Here is an 18,629-nt window from a genome sequence, read left to right as displayed (position 1 = left end):
CCTTCATCCGTGGCGAAAATGCCGCATCCCCGTGAACACCATGGCGATGCCCGCTTCGTCCGCCGCCCGGATTGACTCCTCATCCCGGATGCTGCCCCCGGGTTGCACAATGGCCGTCACCCCGGCCTTGGCCGCCTCCTCCACCGTATCGGACATCGGGAAGAAGGCGTCCGACGCCATCACCGACCCTCTGGCCAACTCCCCGGCTTGCGCAATGGCGATCCGGGCCGAACCCACCCGGTTCATTTGGCCAGCCCCGACCCCCACCGTCCGCCGACCGTGCACCAGCACGATAGCGTTCGATTTTACATGCTTCACCACTCGCCAGGCCAGAGCCATCTGCTCCAGTTCCGCTCCAGACGGGATGCGTTTTGTCACCGGCCGCCAGCTGTCCGGCACCACCGGCGCCACATCCGTCCCCTGGACCAAAAGCCCCCCGGAAACCGTTCGGGCCGATACCCCCTCCCGCACTGGCTCGAGAAGCCCCGGGATTTCCAACAAGCGCAGATTTTTCTTCGTCGTCAAAATCTCCAATGCCTCGGGGGTAAACTCCGGAGCGATCACGATCTCGAGAAAAATCTCCTTCATCTGCCGGGCGGTCTCCCCGTCCAGCGGGCGGTTTACGGCGATGATCCCGCCGAAAATCGACACGGGATCGGCCTCGTAGGCCTCGTGAAAAGCATCGGCCAGGGTCTCTCCCCACCCCACGCCGCAGGGATTCGTGTGTTTCACCGCCACCGCCGTCGGCCCTTGGAACTCCCGCACCAGATGCAGGGCCGCATCGGCATCGAGCAGATTATTATAGGAAAGTTCCTTCCCGTGAAGCTGGCGAGCCCCCGCCAAGGTCGACGGCCCGGCGAAGGGCTCCCGATAAAAGGCCGCCGGCTGATGAGGATTCTCCCCGTACCGCAGACTCTGCACCCGGTCGTAGGTGAGCGTCAGCTGCTCCGGGAACCGCTCCCCGGCCCGGTCGCTCAAGTATCCGGCGATGACCGCGTCGTAAGCCGCGGTGTGCCTGAAGGCCTTCGCCGCCAGGGCGAGCCTATCCCCCTCCCCAAGGGGCGCCCCGCCCCCGGCCGCCTCCGCCAGGCGGTCATAATCCGCCGGGTCCACCACAACCGCCACGTGGCGGTGATTTTTCGCCGCCGCCCGGATCAAGCTCGGGCCGCCGATATCAATCTGCTCGACAATCTCCTCAAACCGCGCCCCCGGGCGGCTCACCGTCTCCCGAAACGGATACAGGTTCACCACCACGGCATCGATGGGCTCCAGCCCGTGCTCCTCCATCTGCCGGCGGTGCTCCTCCCGGTCCCGCAAGGCCAAGATGCCCCCGTGGACCCTCGGGTGAAGAGTTTTCACCCGTCCGTCGAGAATCTCGGGAAACCCGGTAAAATCGGACACGTCCTTCACCGCCACGCCAGCCTCCCGAAGGACCCGGGAGGTCCCGCCGGTGGAGAGAATTTCCACCCCCGCCGCCGCCAGCTTTTGTCCGAGTTCGACGATACCCGTTTTATCCGAAACGCTGATCAGTGCCCTGCGCATTCTCTGCGACTCCTTTCTTGATCCTGTCGGCCCGGGACCCCCGCGCCGCAGATCCCCCGCCCGCCAGAGGCCTGTGGGCGCCAGTGCACTTGGCCATTTTCAAGCCAAACCTCCCCCCGGCACAACGCCCGGACCACCTCCGGGAGCAGCCGGTGCTCCACCGCGTGGATTTTCACAGCCAGCGAGTCCGTGTCATCCCCGGGGTCAACCGGCACCGCCTCCTGGGCGATGGCCGGGCCGGTATCCATGCCCTCGTCCACAAAATGAACGGTGACGCCGGTCCGGGACACCCCGGCGGCCAGCGCCTGGCCAATGGCGTCTTTTCCGGGAAAATTCGGCAACAACGACGGGTGGAGGTTGATGATCCGCCCACCATACGCCTGAAGCAGCACCTCACCCACCAGGCGCATGTACCCGGCGAGAACAATCCAGTCGATCCGGTGCTCCCGGAGCCGATCCAGGATCTCCCGCTCATAGGCGGGCTTGTCCGGATAGGCCTTGGGGTAAAAGGCAAAAGTCGCGACGCCGGCCGCCTCGGCCCTCTCCAGCGCCCGGCAACCCGGCTTGTCCGACACCACCAGCACCACCTTGCCCCCACCGAGTTCGTCCAGCCGGCTCAAATCCAAGAGGCGCTGGAGATTGGAACCCGTGCCCGACGCGAACACCGCCAGGTTGACCGGCGCCAGTCCCGTCATACGCCCCCGCCCCCTTCCGGACGATGGGCTCCCCCGGGCCCGCCGCCCGAAGCCTCGTCGCTCTTATCAACGGCCACCCCGGTCTCCGCCCGCCGCATCACGACCCCCGATGCGGCGTGGGGCGTGCGGATCACCACGCTCCGGTCTCCGGCTTCCACCCGACCGATCTGCACAGGTCGTCCTCCGTTTTCCTTCAAAACGGCCATCGTCCGATCCACATCCTCCTGGGCGATCATACACACAAACCCGATCCCCATGTTCCACGTCTGGTATAAATCTTCCGCCGTGGGCGACTCCACCGCCAGCCGCCTGAGCGCCGCGAACACCGGCGGCTCCTCCCAGGCCGTGGCGTCGAGCACCGCCCGACACCCCTCCGGCAGCGTCCGGATCACGTTATCAAGCAACCCGCCCCCGGTAATGTGCGCCATCCCCCGCACATCCACCCGTTCAAGCAGAGCGAGAATCGCCCGTACATAGATCCGGGTGGGGGCAAGCAACACCTCTCCGACGGTGGCCCCGCACTCGGGCAACTCATCCTCCACCGACAACCCCGCATCTTCAAACACGATTTTGCGGGCCAGGGAGAACCCGTTTGAATGCAGCCCGGCGGAAGGCAAGCCGATCACCACATCCCCGGGGCGCACCCGAGAACCGTCCACAAACCTCGCCCTCTCCACGACCCCCACGGCAAATCCGGCCAAATCATAGTCCCCCGGCGCATACATGCCGGGCATCTCCGCCGTCTCGCCCCCGATGAGGGCACACCCGGCCTCCCGACAGCCGGCGGCCACCCCCGAGACCACCGCCTCGACCTGGTCCGGATCCACCCGGCCCACGGCGAGGTAGTCCAAAAAAAACAGGGGCTCCGCCCCGTGAACGACGATGTCGTTCACGCACATGGCCACACAGTCGATCCCCACAGTATCGTGCCTTCCCACCGCCCGGGCGACCAAAAGTTTCGTCCCCACCCCGTCGGTACCCGAGACCAGCACCGGCTCCTTGTACCGAGCCATATCCAGGGCAAAGCCTCCCCCGAACCCGCCAAAAGCCCCCCAGACCTCGGACCGCCGGGTGCTCTCCACGTGGCGCTTCATCCTGGCCACCGACCGGTCGGCCGCGGCGATGTCCACCCCTGCCTTGCGATACGCCTCGCTCATGAATACCCTCCCCGATGGGCGGCCATCTCCATGACATGTTTCCCCAGATCGTCATACAACCGGGTCGGGTACCACCCGTGAAAACACGCATTACAAAACGTATCCCCGGGTCCCCCCTGACCGCGTCCCTCCGCTTCCGGCCCGGCTCCGAGGGCCTGAAGCATTCCATCTTCAGACAAAAAAGCCAGGCTATCCGCCCCGATCGCCCGGGTCATCTCCTCCACGGACAACCGGGCCGCCAACAATTCCTCCCGGGCCGAGGTATCAATGCCGTAATAGCAGGGGAACCGCACCGGCGGGGAAGAGATTCGCACGTGAACCTCCCTGGCCCCGGCGTCCCGGAGCATTTGGACAATGCGGCGGGAGGTGGTGCCCCGGACGATGGAGTCGTCCACCATCACCACCCGTTTCCCCTCCACCACCTTGCGCACGGGATTTAATTTTAGACGCACCCCGCGCTCCCGAAGGGCTTGGGAAGGTTGGATAAAGGTCCGGCCGATATATTTATTCTTGATGAGACCCATCTCATAAGGAATTCCCGCGGCTTCCGCGTAACCCACCGCCGCCGAAATGCTCGAATCCGGCACCCCGATCACCACATCAGCTTCCGTCGGCGCTTCCTCCGCCAGTCGCTTCCCCATGGCTTTGCGCACCAGGTGCACGTTGCGGCCGTCGATGTCGCTGTCCGGCCGGGCAAAATAGATATATTCAAAGGTACAGAGGGCCTTTCGGGCCGCCTCGGCGAACCGAACGGGCTGCACGCCACCCCCGTTGATGACGAGCAGTTCCCCCGGCTCGATATCCCGAACGAATTCGGCACCGATGGTATCAAAGGCGCAAGTTTCCGACGCCACCACCCAACCCGAACCGAAACGTCCCAGGGCCATGGGGCGGAGCCCCTGGGGATCCCGGGCGGCCACGAGTCCGTCCGGGGTGAGAAAGACAAAGGCGTAAGCGCCCTGTACCGTGCGCAGGCTGTCCACAATGGCGTCCACCAACGACCCGCCCCGGTGCCGGGCGATGAGGTGGGCCACCACTTCCGTATCGCTGGTGGACTGGAATATACTCCCTTGGTCTTCGAGCTCACGGCGCAACACCCCGGCGTTCACCAGGTTTCCGTTGTGCCCCAGGGCCAGGGGACCGCCGTGCACGTCAAACACCATGGGCTGGGCGTTCACCAGTTTGTTGGCGCCCGTGGTCGAATAGCGGACGTGGCCAACCGCCGCCTTTCCCGCCAGGCGCTCCAAATCCTCCGGGCCAAACACCTCGGCCACCAGTCCCAGTCCCCGGTGGTGAAACATTTCCCCGCCGTCCACCGTGGCAATCCCGGCGCTCTCCTGGCCTCGGTGCTGGAGGGCGTACAGGGCGTAGTAGGTGAGCTGTGCGGCGTGGTCGCACCCCCAAGCGCCGAAGACGCCACATTCTTCGTGCCAGTGCCGGCCAGACCCCGCATCCGGCCAAGCGTCCCCCCACTCTCCATTCACACCGATGACGCCGCGCCCCGGTTCTCCGCTAGCGCCCACGGGATCGCCCCCTTCCAGACCTCACTCAGCCGCGCCACCGCCACATCCACCCGTTCCTCCCCGGCCCCGTCCGCCACCCGGATCGCGAGCCGGTCGCCGCCGGTGGTCCCGAGCACCGCCAAGGGAACGCCCGCTCCGGCAGCCAGGGCTTTCACAGCTTCCACCTTCTCCGGTTCCACCCCGAGCACGATCCGGGAACCGGCCTCGCCGAACAAGAGAACATCCGCCCGAACCGGGGGCCGGATTTCACCCTGCGAATCGCTCCCCGCAACCTGTTCGCCGCCCGCTCCCGGCGTCTTGGCCTCCGCCTTCGCCGCCGGCCCGCCGGACAGTGAACCCAGGTCGATCTCCGCCCCGACCCCGCCGGCCATCGCCATCTCGGCCAGGGCCACCGCAAGGCCCCCTTCGGACACATCGTGGGCGGCCGCCGCCAAGCCCTGCCTGATAGCCTCCAGGCACACGTGCTGCACCCGCCGCTCCATCTCCAGATCCAGGGGCGGCGCGTCCCCGGCCAGCCGGCGGTGCACCCGCAGCAGGTACTCACTCCCGCCGAGCCACGCCCCCTCCATCCCTGGAGCCGGCGCACCGGGGCCCAACAGAACCACCGTCAGCCCCGCCCTCCAGGCCGGGGTGCAAATCTGATCAATGTCTTCCACCAGCCCCACCGCCCCCACAACGGGGGTCGGGTCAATGTCAACACCTTTGCTTTCATTATAAAAGCTGACATTCCCGCTCACCACCGGCGTTTTCAGGACTTCGCAGGCCTGGCTCATCCCCTCCACCGCCTGCTCGAACTGGTAAAACACCTCGGGCTTTTCCGGGTTGCCGAAGTTCAAACAGTCGGTGATGGCCAGGGGCCTCGCTCCGACACACACGAGATTCCGAGCCGCTTCGGCCACGGCGTGCATCCCGCCCACCAAGGGGTTCAGGCGCACATACCGCCCTTGGCCGTCGGTGCACAGCGCCACGCCTTTGCGCGTCCCCCGGATCCAGATCACCGCCGCATCCGCCCCGGGCCGCACCGCCGTGGACGCCTGCACCATGTGGTCGTATTGCCGCCACACCCATTCCTTGTCCGCCAAATCCGGCGACCCCACCAGAGTCAGCAGCACCTCGTCCAGCCGCTCGGGCCGCGGCACGTCCTCCCAGCGCCAGGCCCGAAGCCCCGCCAGTTCCTCCGGCTCCCGGGCCGGCCGCACGTACATCGGCGCCTCGTCCACCAGGGCGGGCACCGGCACCTCCGCCACCACCCGGCCTTCTTCCCGGATACGGAGCATCCCGTCATCCGTCACCCGGCCGATCACCGTCGCCTCCAGGCCCCATTTTCGAAAAATCTGTTCGGCCACGCCCTCTTTGCCCCGCTCCATGACGACGAGCATCCGCTCCTGGGACTCAGAGAGCATCACTTCATAAGGGGTCATCCCCGTCTCCCGGCGGGGAACCAACGCCACGTCGATATCCAGTCCGCTCCCTGCCCGGCTGGCCATCTCGGCGCTGGAGGAAGTCAGCCCGGCGGCACCCATGTCCTGGATCCCCACCACTCCACCGGTGGCGATCAGCTCCAGACATGCTTCCACCAATAGTTTCTCCATAAAGGGGTCGCCGACTTGAACCGCCGAGCGCTCCTTCTCCAATGGATCCTCCGCCGAAGCGAAGGTCGCGCCGTGAATGCCGTCCCGGCCGGTCTTCGCCCCCACCACCATCACCGGATTGCCCACTCCGGAAGCGGTCCCCCGGGCCAGATCTTCGTGGCGCATCAGCCCCACGCACATAGCGTTGACCAGCGGATTCTCCCGGTAGCTCTCGGCGAATTTCACCTCCCCGCCCACGGTGGGAATGCCGATGGCATTGCCGTACCCGGCAATCCCCGCCACCACCTCCCGGAGCAGGTACCGCTGGCGGGGATCATCCGGCGGCCCAAAGCGCAAACTGTCCAGAAGGGCAATGGGCCGAGCTCCCATGGTGAAAATATCCCGGATGATGCCGCCGACCCCGGTGGCCGCCCCTTGATACGGCTCAATGGCCGAGGGGTGGTTGTGCGACTCCATTTTGAAGGCCACCGCCAGCCCGTCCCCGATATCCACCACCCCGGCGTTCTCCCCGGGGCCCTGCAAGACCTGGGGCCCTTCCGTGGGAAACCGCCGCAACACCCGGCGGGAACTTTTATAACTGCAGTGCTCCGACCACATCACCGAGAAGAGGCCCAGCTCCACCCAGTTCGGCCGCCGCCCGAGCAGCTCCGTGGCCCGGCGGTATTCCACATCGGTCATGCCGAGATCCCGGTAGAGGGCCTCGGCTTCGATCTGCTGTGCCGTCGGATCCTTAGACAAGCTGTCGTTCCCTCCCCGCCTGCCAAATCGCCTCGATCATCGCCCGGCCGTCTTCGGAGCCCAACAACCGGTGCACCGCCCGCTCGGGGTGGGGCATCATCCCCAGCACATTGCCCGCCTCGTTGACAATCCCGGCGATGTCGTGGCGCGAGCCGTTCGGGTTCTCCCCGGCATACCGAAACACCACCTGACGATTTCGCTCCAGAGCCTCCAAGGTCTCGTCATCGGCGTAATAATTCCCTTCGCCGTGGGCAATGGGCAGCCTGAGCACCTGGCCGGGCGCGTATTTTGACGTAAATGGCGTGTCCGTTCGCTCCACCCGCACCGGCACGATGGCACAGCGAAACTGCAGATGGTCATTGTGCAACATCGCCCCGGGCAAAAGCCCCGCCTCCAGAAGGATTTGAAACCCGTTGCAAATCCCGATCACCAGCCGCCCGTCTTCCGCCGCTTTTCGCACCCCGTCCATCGCCTCGGCAAACCGGGCGATGGCCCCGGCCCGCAGATAATCTCCATAGGAAAACCCCCCGGGCAGAAAAATCGCCCCGTAATCGGACAGATCCCGCCGCCCGTGCCACACCAGATCCGGCTCGGCTCCGGTCACATCCCGGAGGGCCATCACCGTGTCCATGTCACAGTTCGACCCGGGGAACTGCACCACCGCCACCCGCACGCTCATCCCTCCGCCTCAACGGCTTCGATCTCAAAGGTTTCCATCACCGGGTTCGCCAGAAGCTCCCGACACATGGCTTCAACCCGCTCCCGGGCGCTCTTCTCATCCGGCGCCTCCAGGGTCACGTCGATGGCCTTCCCGATCCGCACCCCCCGGACCTCCTCGTAGCCCAGGGCGTGCAAAGCCCGCTCCACGGCGCTGCCCTGGGGATCCAACACGCTCGCCTTCAGGGTCACATACACCCGCGCCCGAAACATTCATTGACCTCCCAGCCGGTGAAGAACTTCTTCGTAAGCTTCCTCAACCCCGCCCAGATCCCGGCGAAACCGGTCTTTGTCGAGCTTCTCCCGGGTGGTGGCATCCCAGAACCGGCAGGTGTCCGGCGAAATCTCATCCGCCAAAAGCACCCGGCCCTCGGCGTCCAGCCCAAACTCCAGCTTGAAATCCACCAGCAGGATGTTCCGCGCCCTCAGATACGCCGTGAGGATCTCGTTGATTTTCAGCGCTTGGGTGGTGATATCATCAAGTTGCTCCGGGGTGGCCACCCCGAGGACGGCGATGTGGGACTCGTTGATGAGCGGATCCCCCAACTCATCGCTCTTGTAATAGAATTCCACCACCGGCCGGGGCAACTCCCGGCCCTCTTCCCAGCCCAGTCGCTTGGCCAGGCTGCCCGCGGCGATGTTCCGCACCACCACTTCCAAGGGGATGATCGTCACCCGGCGAACCAGCTGTTCCCGGTCCGACAGGCGCTTCACGTAATGGCTGTCCAGTCCCTTGGATCGCAGAAGTTCGAAAAACAAGGCGCTGATCTTGTTGTTCAACTCGCCCTTGCCGGCGATCTGATCGCGTTTTTGCCCGTTGAACGCCGTGGCGTCGTCTTTGTATTCAATGACGTACAAATTGGGATCATCCGTCTTGAAAACTTTCTTCGCTTTGCCCTCGTACAACATGTCCCGCTTCTCCATCATCAAGCCCCTCCCTTGAAGTGTGCCTCTCAGTCCCGCGCCTTGGGGTCGTCATCGAGCCCCAACCGCTCAAAAATCTCATCCACGTGCTTGAGGTGCCACTTGGGATCAAAACAATCGTCCAATTCCTCCCGGCCGAGCTGCGACGATATCCACGGGTCGGCCTCCAGCAGCTCCCGAAAGGGCCGCTGCTCCTCCCAGGCCTGCATGGCCCGGGACTGAACGGCGTCGTAAGCTTTCTCCCGGGTGGCGCCCTTGTCGATGAGGGCCAACAGCACCCGCTGGGAGTAAATCAACCCAAAGGTCTTGTCCATGTTGCGCCGCATATTCTCCGGGAACACCGTCAAATCCCGAAGAATCCCCGTCATCTTGCGAAGTAGATAATGAATGAGGATCGTCGCGTCCGGCAGCATGACCCGCTCCACGGAAGAATGGGAGATATCCCGCTCGTGCCACAGGGGCACATCTTCCATGGCGGGCACCACAAACCCCCGCAATACTCGGGCCAGGCCGGAGATCTGCTCGCAGCTGACCGGATTGCGCTTGTGGGGCATCGCCGACGAACCCTTTTGGCCTTTGTAAAAAGGCTCTTCCACCTCCCGGACCTCCGTCTTCTGCAGAGCCCGGATCTCCGTGGCGATTTTGTCCAGGGTCGTGGCGGTGAGAGCGATCATGGCGATGTAGTGGGCGTGCCGGTCCCGCTGGAGCGTCTGGGTGGAGATGGGGGCCGGCTCGAGGCCCAGATTCCGGCACACATAGGCTTCCACAAAAGGATCGATATTCGCGTAGGTCCCCACGGCCCCGGAAATTTTCCCCACCCGGACCTGCTCCGCCGCCTCTTCCAGCCGCTTCAGGTTGCGCTGCATCTCGGCATACCAAAGGGCCGCTTTCAGCCCAAAGGTGGTGGGTTCGGCGTGAACCCCGTGGGTGCGGCCCATCATGACAGTATATTTATATTTTTTCGCGAGTTGTGCAAGTGTTTCGATCAAACGATGCACTTCTGGCAGGATCCGCTCGTTGGCCTGCTTTAGCAAAGCCGACAACGCCGTGTCCACCACATCCGTCGACGTCAGGCCGTAATGGACCCATTTGCGCTCCGGCCCGAGAGACTCGGATACCGCCCGGGTAAAGGCCACCACATCGTGGCGGGTTTCCCGTTCGATTTCAGCGATGCGCCGGACGTCAAAGCGGGCGTTCTGCCGAAGGGCCCGGACATCCTCCGGGGGGATCACGCCCAGCTCCGACCAGGCCTCACAGGCGAGAAGCTCCACCTCCAGCCACATGCGAAATTTGTTCTGTTCGGTCCAAATCTCCGCCATCTCCGGCAGTGTGTACCGCGGTATCACCCGAATCCCTCCTTGATTGACCGGCGATCCCGAAGCCGACCTTCTTGCGGGCCTCTAGGCTCGCCCGGCCAAATACCCCGCCACGCCCAGGCGCTGCAGGTCGTCGTCTTTTTTCTCCACCTGGGCGGCCAAAGATTCCCGGTACGCCACCAGGCGCCGGCCCAACTCCGGGTCGCCCGCCGCCAGAATCTGTGCCGCCAAGAGCCCGGCGTTGTACGCCCCGTTCACGGCCACGGTGGCCACGGGGATCCCCCGGGGCATCTGCACGATGGCATACAGGGCGTCCACTCCACCTAGGCCCCCGCTCTCAATCGGGACGCCGATGACCGGCAGCACCGTATTCGCCGCCACGACCCCGGGGAGATGAGCCGCCCCGCCGGCCCCGGCGATAATCGCTCCGAAGCCGCCTGCCGCCGCCTCGCGGGCCAGCCGGGCCGTCTTGTCCGGCACCCGATGCGCCGAAGAAATGCGAACTTCGTATTCGACCCCGAGAGCATCGAGGGCATCGCAGGCCCCTTTCATGACTTTGAGATCCGAATCACTGCCCATCACGATCAGTACCCGCTGACTCACGCTGTTCCCTCCTAGGTCGCCAAGTTTTTTCTATAGAATTCCACCAGTGAGGTCCCTTCACAAGAAAACCCAGGCTCCAGGCTCCCCCGAGTGAAACCTGCCGCCCGGGCATCCTGACCCGTTCCCGCCCTCCCACCCATCCCCATCGCCCACACTCCAAGTCGTGGCTCAACTCCCCATGACATACCTCACCGCAGCCCGGTTGCCCCCCGGGAAACTGAGGGCACCCGAACCCTTGAGGCACCCCCTGATCGCAAGCGGCATCGGTGCGCCAACCAGGGGCGAGTGTCGGGCAAACGGGAAGTGGACAGGACAGCAGCTTGCGCGGCTCGGCTTCCTCGTAGTCCGGCGATTCACGGTCGCCGGGTAGAGACTCTCGGGCCGGATTCCCGAGGATATACGAGTTCGCCTCAACCTGTCGATTTCTCCTTGCGCCCTTTCAGTCTATCAATCCCCTCTTCCCCTGTCAACGAAAAGGCGAACGTTCTACGGCTCGGCTCCGGGAATGTTCGGATTCTCGCCGATCCGGACCGTTCAGAACTCAAAACCACCATCGATCGTGAACCCACCTGGCGATATACAGAAGAATGCCGGCGGCTACATTCAGCCATCCGATCCCCCGGGCCCAGGCGGCCTCCCGGACCATATGGCGGTCTGTAAAGGGTCTGACGTCAAACCGCAGTACCGCAAGACCGGTGAGAATGAACAGGGCAGAGATATACCCGGCGTCGCTCCACCAAGCTTCCATCATCGCCCCCCTCTCTGTGCCCTCTGGCCGCCAAGGCCCCGCACGCCGTGTTTTTCCCGGGGCGGGCGTTACCGGTTCAACGTGCCCGTGCGGCGCAGATTCACGGTTACCTCCACTTCCACCGGCATCTCGGCATAGATCCGGTCCCAATCCGCTTTGGTGCGGACGTTGTGCTGCCAATAGTCGTACATCTGGGCCCGAACCAACTCGCCAAAGCCGAAGATGTCACACCGGTCCCGCTGGGTCCGGCCAATCAGATCCTGGATCTCCCGAGTCAGATCCCGGGCGGCCGAAGCTTCCACAGCCCGCATCTGAGCCACGGAACTGAGATTGATTTGTCTCCCGGTTTTCTCCAATGCCATCGCTTCCACATGACTGCGCACCCGGATGCCTGGCCGGTTTTGCGCCCAAAAAACCTCGAGATGGGATTTCCTCAAAGTGGACCGAATCATGACAAACTGACCCGTGCCGGGCACCTGGACATAGGCGCTGTACCCCGCGGGGTTGAGACCCTTCACCGTCATGAACACCCCGACCTCCCAGGGGTTCAGGGTACCGATCATCTGGTTTCCACGAAAATACGCCAAGCCTCGGATGAAAATATTTTGCTGCTGGCGCAGCTCCAGGTAGGGCAGGCTCGGCTCCTGCCCTGTGGTGGAAAGCGCCCGCCAAAAAATGTTGGCATGGCCGAGAGGCAATCGCCCCAGCTGTTGGGCTTTGGCGAGGGCGCTCCAAAGATAGAGGGCCGGAACCCGTTCCAGGGGCGGCGTCGCCTGCATCAGTGCCCCGGCTTCCCCTCTCGACACCGTGAGCCACAAGGTCCTCCGGATCTCCGCGTTTCGCCGCAACCAATCGCTGATCGGCGAGGGCCCTCGCCGGGCCACAGCCTCGGACATGATGAGGATGCGCAGGTGCCCCCAGAAAAGGGGTTCGGCCACCTGATTCTGCAAGTTGGACACCGCATCTTCCATGGTGTATCCAGAGGCAGAAAGCACCCACACCGGGCGCTGCCCGGCGGCTCCGCCTCCTCCGCCCCCACCCCCGCTCCCCCCGCCGCCGCCATCGCCCGGCCCCAAAGGTATCCGCCCGGGCACGGCGATCTGGGCGGTCAGGCGCACCGGAGCCGCCCCACCACCCCGGGGTGGCCGGCTCAACTTGCGGGTCGTTCCGGCCTGCCGCAGATCTGCAGGGGTGGCTTCATCCACCGCGATCCCGAGAATCATGGCCCTCTGTTCAAGTTCCAGCCGGTCCCAGCACCCGGTGAGGAGAGGCAGCATGAGCGCACAGAGGCCGACGACCCCCATCACCCGTGTCCCTGTCCGGAAACATCTCCCCGGGGCGTGCAGCCCCCGCCCCGGCTCAGCCAGGCCTCCGGAGGGCGGCCTCAGATCCCGATTACGACCCGCCCGGAGGCGCCACCGTCGACCCTTCATCCGCCACTCGCCCCCTTTTGCCGCGCAACCAGGCCAGAATCAACACGATGGTGGGATACCCCACCGATGCTGCGTCGATAAAATACCCCACTCGGCCGATCCATCGGTAGAGCTGGTGCACATCCTGCGGCAAAAGAGCCAAGCCGACAATCAACGGAAGCACAGCCAAGGCAAAAGGCCGGTGGTCTTTGAGCCGCACGATTTCCCCCAAAACGTAGACGGTCAGGTAATAGCTCGAAAATAACGTCGTGTACACGGCCACCACCCACACGATGGTCAACAGAACATCGATGCGCTCCAAGATCTCGCCGGGCAAAGTCATGGATCGGATCATTTCGAGAGTCGGCCAGAAAAACTGCTTCGCCTCCTCGGTGCCCAGCACTGTCAACGCCGCCACCACCGCCATGACCATCAGCAGGCCGACGATGCCCATTCCGAGGGTCACGGCGATCCAGGCGGCCCGGGGCCGATACATGCTGGGAATGAGCACAGTGATGATAAAGGCGCCCTGAAACAACGAAGCGGTGAGCAAAGCCCCTTTGGCGATCCCCCACCATTCACCGTTGTACAGGGGCATCACCTGAAAAGGGTCTCCATAGCGCAACGCGATGGTAAGCATGATGAAAGCGGGAATCAGAATAAAAGGCAGATAAAACGAATGGATATAGGCAAAGGTGGCGATGTCGTGCCGATTGGACACAGCCGCCATCAGCAAGGTCAAAGTAAGGATTACCTCCAAGGGGGTTCGGTGGAGCAACGTGGTGGTCACGATCTCCCCAAACTCCCGGGCCGCCAGGGCCGTGAGCCCGAGAAACAAAGCCGCGATCCCCAGCCCCGCCATGCGGCCGATCCACGGTCCGAAAACTTCCTCACTGTACTGCACCATCGACAAGGTCGAAAACCGCAAGCTCACTACGGTGTTGAGCGCCAAAGCGATCAGGACAAACACCACGCCCAAAACTGTGGCCAAGGGGGCGGAGGATCCGGCCAAGGATGAAGCAAAAAATGGCAAGGACAGGACGCCGACCCCGATGGCGGTGCTAATGACCACCGCCGTCGCTTGGGTTGTGGTGATCTGCTTTTGACCCGGCACCGGCCCCTCCCTCTTTCTTCACGTATTTGGACGGCTGTAGCGGACTTCCGGTCGGCCTCATCATCGCTTGGATCGTTTTCTTCCCAACCCGGGTCGGGTTACGGGTGAACAGATGGGCGGGCCGCTTGGTCAATGTCCACAACGGACTGCGCAGGAGGGTGTCTTTGATCCCTTGCCAGTCGGTGGGGACCAAGGGGCTAAAATACGGAACCCCGAAGGAACGAAGGGACAGGAGATGATTGCTGATGGCGATCAGCCCGATCATCACGCCATACAGCCCGAACATGCCCGCCAGGATGGTGAGGGGGAAGCGCAGCATCCTCAGAGCCACCGCCGCGCTGTAGGCGGGGGTGGCAAAGGATCCAATGGTGGTCAGCGCCACCACGACAACGGTGATCGGGCTGGCAAATCCAGCCGATACGGCGGCCTGGCCAATCACCAGGGCCCCGACGATGGACAGGGCGCCCCCCACCTGCTCGGGCATGCGGATTGTCGCCTCCCGGAGAACCTCGATGGCAATCTCCATGATGAGCACTTCAATGACGGCGGGGAAGGGCACCCCCGCCCGACCCCCGGCCACCGCCACCGCAAACCGGGTCGGAATCAGTTCGGGGTTGTAGGAAATTAACGATACGTACAGGGACGGGAAAATCAGCGAGAAAATGAGCGCCACAAAACGGATGGTGCGCACCATGCTCGCCATGAGAAACCGCTCGGAATAATCGTCGATGGTCTGGAGAAACTGGGCGAACACAGCCGGGACGATCAGGGCAAAGGGCGTCCCGTCCGTCAGGATCACCACCCGGCCCTCCAGCAGGGAGGCCACCGCCTTGTCGGGACGCTCGGTATTCTGCACTTGGGGGAAGGGGGATGTGTGGTGATCCTCGATCAGCTGTTCAATGTAACCCGCCGCCTCCACGGCATCTATGGTGATTTTCGACATGCGTTCCCAGACCTCTTTGACCAGCTCGGGGTTCACAACCCCTTCGATATAGCACACCGCCGTCTTAATCTTCGACTCCCGTCCCAACTGGATCATTTTGACGCGAAAATCCGGCGTTTGCAGGCGGTACCTCAAGAGTGAGATGTTCGTGCTGATCAGCTCGATAAACCCGTCCCGGGCCCCGCGAATCACCTGTTCCGTTTCAGGCTGGTCCACCGACCGCTTTTCGATGGTCCGGGTGTCGATAAGGATCGCCTCGTCCATTCCTTCCACGACGATAGCCGTCTCTCCCCGAAGCACCGCTTCCTGCACCTTTTGAGGATCGGGCTCCAATTGGGTCTCGCAATGATAAATGGTCTCGTTCAGCAGGATCTTTTTCAGTTCCGGGGGGGAGAGTTTCCGATCCCGTGGATGGGCGGGCCCGGCCATGAGGGGCCGGAGGATGTCCTCGTTCACCACGGTCAACTCCACCATGGCGGAGAAAAAGAAAAGGGCAGCCGGAAACCGTCCGAACACCGAAAACCCCCGCACGACAAAATCGTCGCTTTGTCCGAGGGTATCCCGCATCCACTGAACTACGCCGCTCACATCCCTGAGAAGAGAACCGGCGCTTTTAGAAGCCGCCGACTGCGAGGAGCGGTCTTCCGATCTGTCCCCGCCCGAAGAAGACCCGGTGTCCGGGCTTTCGCTCCCTTGCCCCCGGGCGGAGGCCTGGGGGCCGGGACTCCGGGCGGCCCGTCCTCGACCGAGCAAAGGCAGGGGGTGGCGGAAGGAGCCATCCTTTCGGCGGCTTTTCGCCGGTCCCCACCCTTTTTTCGATCCTTCCTGATCTGAAGTATTGGACACGGTTTCCACCCCCCACAGGCCCCGTCAACCTGGCGGTTCCACATGAGCCCGTCATCCCCCGGCACGCCTGGGAATTAGTGTGTACCATGGAAAAGGATCCATGCAATCAGAGATAAAACCTGTTTAGAATGAGAAATCCTTTTCGTGTGTTGTTATGGAATTGTTACCAACCTGTCAGGTTCCTGTTAGTCCCGGTGGGTAGAATGGGCAGAGACATCGAGGAGGTTGAGCCATGAGCGGTTTTCTGCTGGACCTATTTCGTCACCCCCATCCCATTGTTGTCCACTTTCCCATCGCGTTGATCGTCGTCGCAGCCGCTTATGACCTGATCACCGTCGTCCGCCATCGGGAGATCCCCCCGGGCCACGGCCTCCTGCTGTGGCTCGTCGCCGCAGCTGGGGCGGCGCTGGCCGTGGCCACGGGACCGGAGCACGACGCCCGGGGGATCTCCGCCTCGTTTGAACCCCATGAGCGATTGGCCGACGTAACCCTCATACTCGCGCTGATCGTCGCAGCGTGGCGGCTTTGGGCGGCTTGGCGCCGTCAGGTTGTTAAGGGACCGGTGAGAAAGGCTGCCTACACAGTCCTTTCCGTGGCCGCCGCCGTCGCCGTGCTGGTCACCGGCTATTACGGGGGCCAGATGGTGTATGAAGAGGCCATCGGCGTTTCCATGAACGGCAATCTGGTTCATCCACCGATACCGGGAAGTCACGGCGAACACGACTGATGCCGGGGGGCATGCACCCCTCCGGCATTTTTTTGTCCCCCATCCATTGCATCCGCGCCACGGGGCATGTTTATAATAAAGCAACGTAATCAGGCAGGCGGCGAGAAACGAGGGGGATTCATGTCCAACATCATTTGGTTCCTGATTTTTATCTCCTTCCTGTGGCCGATGGTCCACCAGCGCACCGTGGAGTTCCAGCGGATCCGAGCCATCCGCCGATGGGAAACAAGGCGGGGAACCCGGATGATCACCTTGATCAACCGCCAGGAAACCCTCAGTTTCCTCGGCGTGCCCCTGCGCAACTACATCAACATCGAAGACTCCGAGCAGGTGCTTCGGGCGATCCGCCTGACTCCCGACGACATGCCCATCGACTTGGTATTGCATACCCCCGGCGGCCTGGTGCTGGCGGCGGAACAGATCGCCGCGGCCCTGAAAGCGCATCCTGCGGACGTCACGGTGTATGTACCCCACTATGCCATGTCCGGGGGTACCCTTATCGCCCTGGCCGCCGACCGGATCGTCATGGATGAGAACGCTGTGCTGGGCCCGGTGGATCCCCAGCTGGGACAATGGCCCGCGGCATCGATCCTCCGCCTGACCCGCACCAAAGAAGCGAAAGACATCGATGACGAGACCTGGATTATGGCGGACATGGCGGAAAAGGCGATCCACCAGGTGCGGGAATTCGTGGCGAGTCTGTTAAGAGAGCACTTCCCCGACAACCAAGCCCGGGATCTGGCCGAGATCCTCTCCGAAGGAACCTGGACCCACGATTACCCTCTCATGTACCGGCAGCTGCGCGATTTCGGCCTTCCGGTGAGCACCGACATGCCCGAAGAGATTTATGCCCTTATGGACCTCTATCCTCAGCCGCCTCAACGCCGGCCCACGGTGGGCTATGTTCCACTCCCCTACCACCGACCGCGCCCCCCGGCGCAAAACCGTTAGATCTTATAACCTTGGCGGAAAAAATAGTACGAATGTCCCAATGCCAGCTAGCGCATTCCTCCCAAGAAATCGCCTCCTCAACATGTCATAATACGTTCACGGGCACAGGTATTTTTTTCACAGTGATGTCGGAATTTCACTATATTCTACCGGTGATGGGGGGCGTCCCGCATGGGCTCACGCATCGCCCTGTTCTCTGTCGCTGCGGCAGCGGCTGTTTTGTTGTCCGCTTGTACGGCGCCAACCACTGGCCCCGCCCCGTTGAAAAGTCCCTCTCCGGAGGGATCGACGGCGGTGACATTCAATCCTCCCAGTATCGACAGCGTGCCGAACGACGAGAACGGAAAAGCGATTAAACTTGGCTATGATCTCATGAACGACACCAAGAAACTGTTGCCGAACAACGTCGGGAACCAGCTGTCCTGTTCGAGTTGCCACGCCCAGGCAGGAACGGTCGAGAAGGAGTTGAGCCTCGTCGGTGTAGCCTCCGTCTATCCGCAGTACCGGGACCGGGAAGCGGCAATCTCGACCTTGGAGGACCGGGTGAACCAATGCCTGCAGCGCAGCATGAACGGCAAGCCGATTCCGTACGACAGTACAGAAATGCGGGCATTCTCCATGTACATGTCTTACATCTCCAAGGGAATTCCTGAAGGGACCAATCCACCCTGGAGGGGGCAAAATGTAAAAATCGACGTCTCCAATCCCAATCTTCAAGAGGGTCAGAAACTGTACCAACAATCCTGTGCCGCCTGCCATGGAGCGAACGGTGAAGGTACCCCGGCGGGACCCGCGGTTTGGGGCCCGAACTCTTTCAACGACGGGGCTGGAATGGCCAATCTCTCCAAGATGGCCGCTTTTGTTAAAGTGAACATGCCAAAAGCCCCGATGGGCGGGGAGAACCCCGGGGCACTGACCGACGCCCAGGCCCGGGACGTCTCGGCCTGGATTTTGTCCCACGACCGGCCTCATTTTCCTGGAAAATCGAAGGACTTCCCGAAAGGGAGGCCGCAGAATTAGGTTGAATGAGAGGCTGACCTCCTTGCGGGCGGTCAGCCTCCCTGTGCCCGCCACTTCAGGA

17 protein-coding genes and 1 riboswitch are annotated in these 18,629 nt (G+C 63.1%); of the genes, 3 read left to right on the top strand and 14 right to left on the bottom strand.

The window, feature by feature from the left end; genetic code table 11:
- Positions 1 to 3 precede the first annotated feature (3 nt).
- The 14 genes from purH to CVV65_RS01340 form a co-directional block, all read right to left on the bottom strand.
- The gene (purH, locus tag CVV65_RS01405) at positions 4 to 1,542 is read right to left on the bottom strand and encodes a bifunctional phosphoribosylaminoimidazolecarboxamide formyltransferase/IMP cyclohydrolase (protein WP_100666637.1); all 1,539 of its coding nucleotides are present in this window, start codon (positions 1,540 to 1,542) and stop codon (positions 4 to 6) included.
- The gene (gene purN / locus CVV65_RS01400) at positions 1,527 to 2,237 is read right to left on the bottom strand and encodes a phosphoribosylglycinamide formyltransferase (protein ID WP_232796668.1); all 711 of its coding nucleotides are present in this window, start codon (positions 2,235 to 2,237) and stop codon (positions 1,527 to 1,529) included. Before purN ends, purH begins: the two co-directional genes overlap by 16 nt.
- Entirely contained in the window at positions 2,234 to 3,394 is a 1,161-nt protein-coding gene (purM, locus tag CVV65_RS01395) for a phosphoribosylformylglycinamidine cyclo-ligase (protein WP_100666636.1), read from the bottom strand. Before purM ends, purN begins: the two co-directional genes overlap by 4 nt.
- A complete protein-coding gene (gene purF, locus CVV65_RS01390; protein ID WP_100669093.1) occupies positions 3,391 to 4,878 on the bottom strand; it encodes an amidophosphoribosyltransferase in 1,488 nt (495 codons plus the stop codon). The genes purM and purF overlap by 4 nt, the downstream gene beginning before the upstream one ends.
- Entirely contained in the window at positions 4,875 to 7,247 is a 2,373-nt protein-coding gene (gene purL, locus CVV65_RS01385) for a phosphoribosylformylglycinamidine synthase subunit PurL (RefSeq protein ID WP_100666635.1), read from the bottom strand. Before purL ends, purF begins: the two co-directional genes overlap by 4 nt.
- Positions 7,240 to 7,920, bottom strand: coding sequence for a phosphoribosylformylglycinamidine synthase subunit PurQ (gene purQ / locus CVV65_RS01380; RefSeq protein ID WP_100666634.1), 681 nt, complete (start codon positions 7,918 to 7,920; stop codon positions 7,240 to 7,242). Before purQ ends, purL begins: the two co-directional genes overlap by 8 nt.
- A gap of 2 nt (positions 7,921 to 7,922) precedes the next feature.
- Positions 7,923 to 8,177: a phosphoribosylformylglycinamidine synthase subunit PurS gene (gene purS / locus CVV65_RS01375; protein WP_100666633.1), complete on the bottom strand. Its 255-nt coding sequence runs from the start codon at positions 8,175 to 8,177 to the stop codon at positions 7,923 to 7,925.
- The gene (gene purC / locus CVV65_RS01370) at positions 8,178 to 8,888 is read right to left on the bottom strand and encodes a phosphoribosylaminoimidazolesuccinocarboxamide synthase (RefSeq protein WP_100669092.1); all 711 of its coding nucleotides are present in this window, start codon (positions 8,886 to 8,888) and stop codon (positions 8,178 to 8,180) included.
- 29 nt (positions 8,889 to 8,917) lie between these two features.
- On the bottom strand, positions 8,918 to 10,234 hold the full coding sequence (gene purB / locus CVV65_RS01365) for an adenylosuccinate lyase (protein ID WP_100666632.1): 1,317 nt from the start codon (positions 10,232 to 10,234) through the stop codon (positions 8,918 to 8,920).
- Between the two features lie 54 nt (positions 10,235 to 10,288).
- On the bottom strand, positions 10,289 to 10,807 hold the full coding sequence (gene purE, locus CVV65_RS01360; RefSeq protein ID WP_013074858.1) for a 5-(carboxyamino)imidazole ribonucleotide mutase: 519 nt from the start codon (positions 10,805 to 10,807) through the stop codon (positions 10,289 to 10,291).
- A gap of 321 nt (positions 10,808 to 11,128) precedes the next feature.
- A riboswitch (purine riboswitch) is annotated at positions 11,129 to 11,230 on the bottom strand.
- Positions 11,231 to 11,348: 118 nt separating this feature from the next.
- Positions 11,349 to 11,555, bottom strand: coding sequence for a CLC_0170 family protein (locus CVV65_RS01355; protein ID WP_100666631.1), 207 nt, complete (start codon positions 11,553 to 11,555; stop codon positions 11,349 to 11,351).
- 68 nt (positions 11,556 to 11,623) lie between these two features.
- The gene (locus CVV65_RS01350; RefSeq protein WP_100666630.1) at positions 11,624 to 12,988 is read right to left on the bottom strand and encodes a Ger(x)C family spore germination protein; all 1,365 of its coding nucleotides are present in this window, start codon (positions 12,986 to 12,988) and stop codon (positions 11,624 to 11,626) included.
- Complete coding sequence (locus tag CVV65_RS01345) at positions 12,951 to 14,081, bottom strand: GerAB/ArcD/ProY family transporter (RefSeq protein WP_100666629.1); 1,131 nt, start codon at positions 14,079 to 14,081, stop codon at positions 12,951 to 12,953. Before CVV65_RS01345 ends, CVV65_RS01350 begins: the two co-directional genes overlap by 38 nt.
- A complete protein-coding gene (locus tag CVV65_RS01340; protein ID WP_100669091.1) occupies positions 14,029 to 15,870 on the bottom strand; it encodes a spore germination protein in 1,842 nt (613 codons plus the stop codon). The genes CVV65_RS01345 and CVV65_RS01340 overlap by 53 nt, the downstream gene beginning before the upstream one ends.
- A gap of 232 nt (positions 15,871 to 16,102) precedes the next feature.
- On the opposite strand from CVV65_RS01340, the gene CVV65_RS01335 reads away from it, so the two are divergent.
- From CVV65_RS01335 to CVV65_RS01325, 3 genes are all read left to right on the top strand, one after another.
- Positions 16,103 to 16,597: a DUF2231 domain-containing protein gene (locus tag CVV65_RS01335; RefSeq protein ID WP_100666628.1), complete on the top strand. Its 495-nt coding sequence runs from the start codon at positions 16,103 to 16,105 to the stop codon at positions 16,595 to 16,597.
- A 120-nt stretch (positions 16,598 to 16,717) separates the two neighbouring features.
- Positions 16,718 to 17,548 carry an SDH family Clp fold serine proteinase gene (locus CVV65_RS01330; protein WP_100666627.1) on the top strand — a complete coding sequence of 277 codons (831 nt, stop codon included), beginning with the start codon at positions 16,718 to 16,720 and terminating at the stop codon, positions 17,546 to 17,548.
- 171 nt (positions 17,549 to 17,719) lie between these two features.
- Positions 17,720 to 18,568 (top strand): c-type cytochrome, encoded by an 849-nt coding sequence (locus CVV65_RS01325; protein WP_013074340.1) that lies wholly within the window; start codon positions 17,720 to 17,722, stop codon positions 18,566 to 18,568.
- Positions 18,569 to 18,629: the final 61 nt, after the last annotated feature.

This window comes from Kyrpidia spormannii, from assembly GCF_002804065.1.
Classification (GTDB): domain Bacteria; phylum Bacillota; class Bacilli; order Kyrpidiales; family Kyrpidiaceae; genus Kyrpidia; species Kyrpidia spormannii.
Note: the sequence above shows the minus strand (reverse complement) of the source record. Positions and strands in the feature narration are given on the sequence as shown.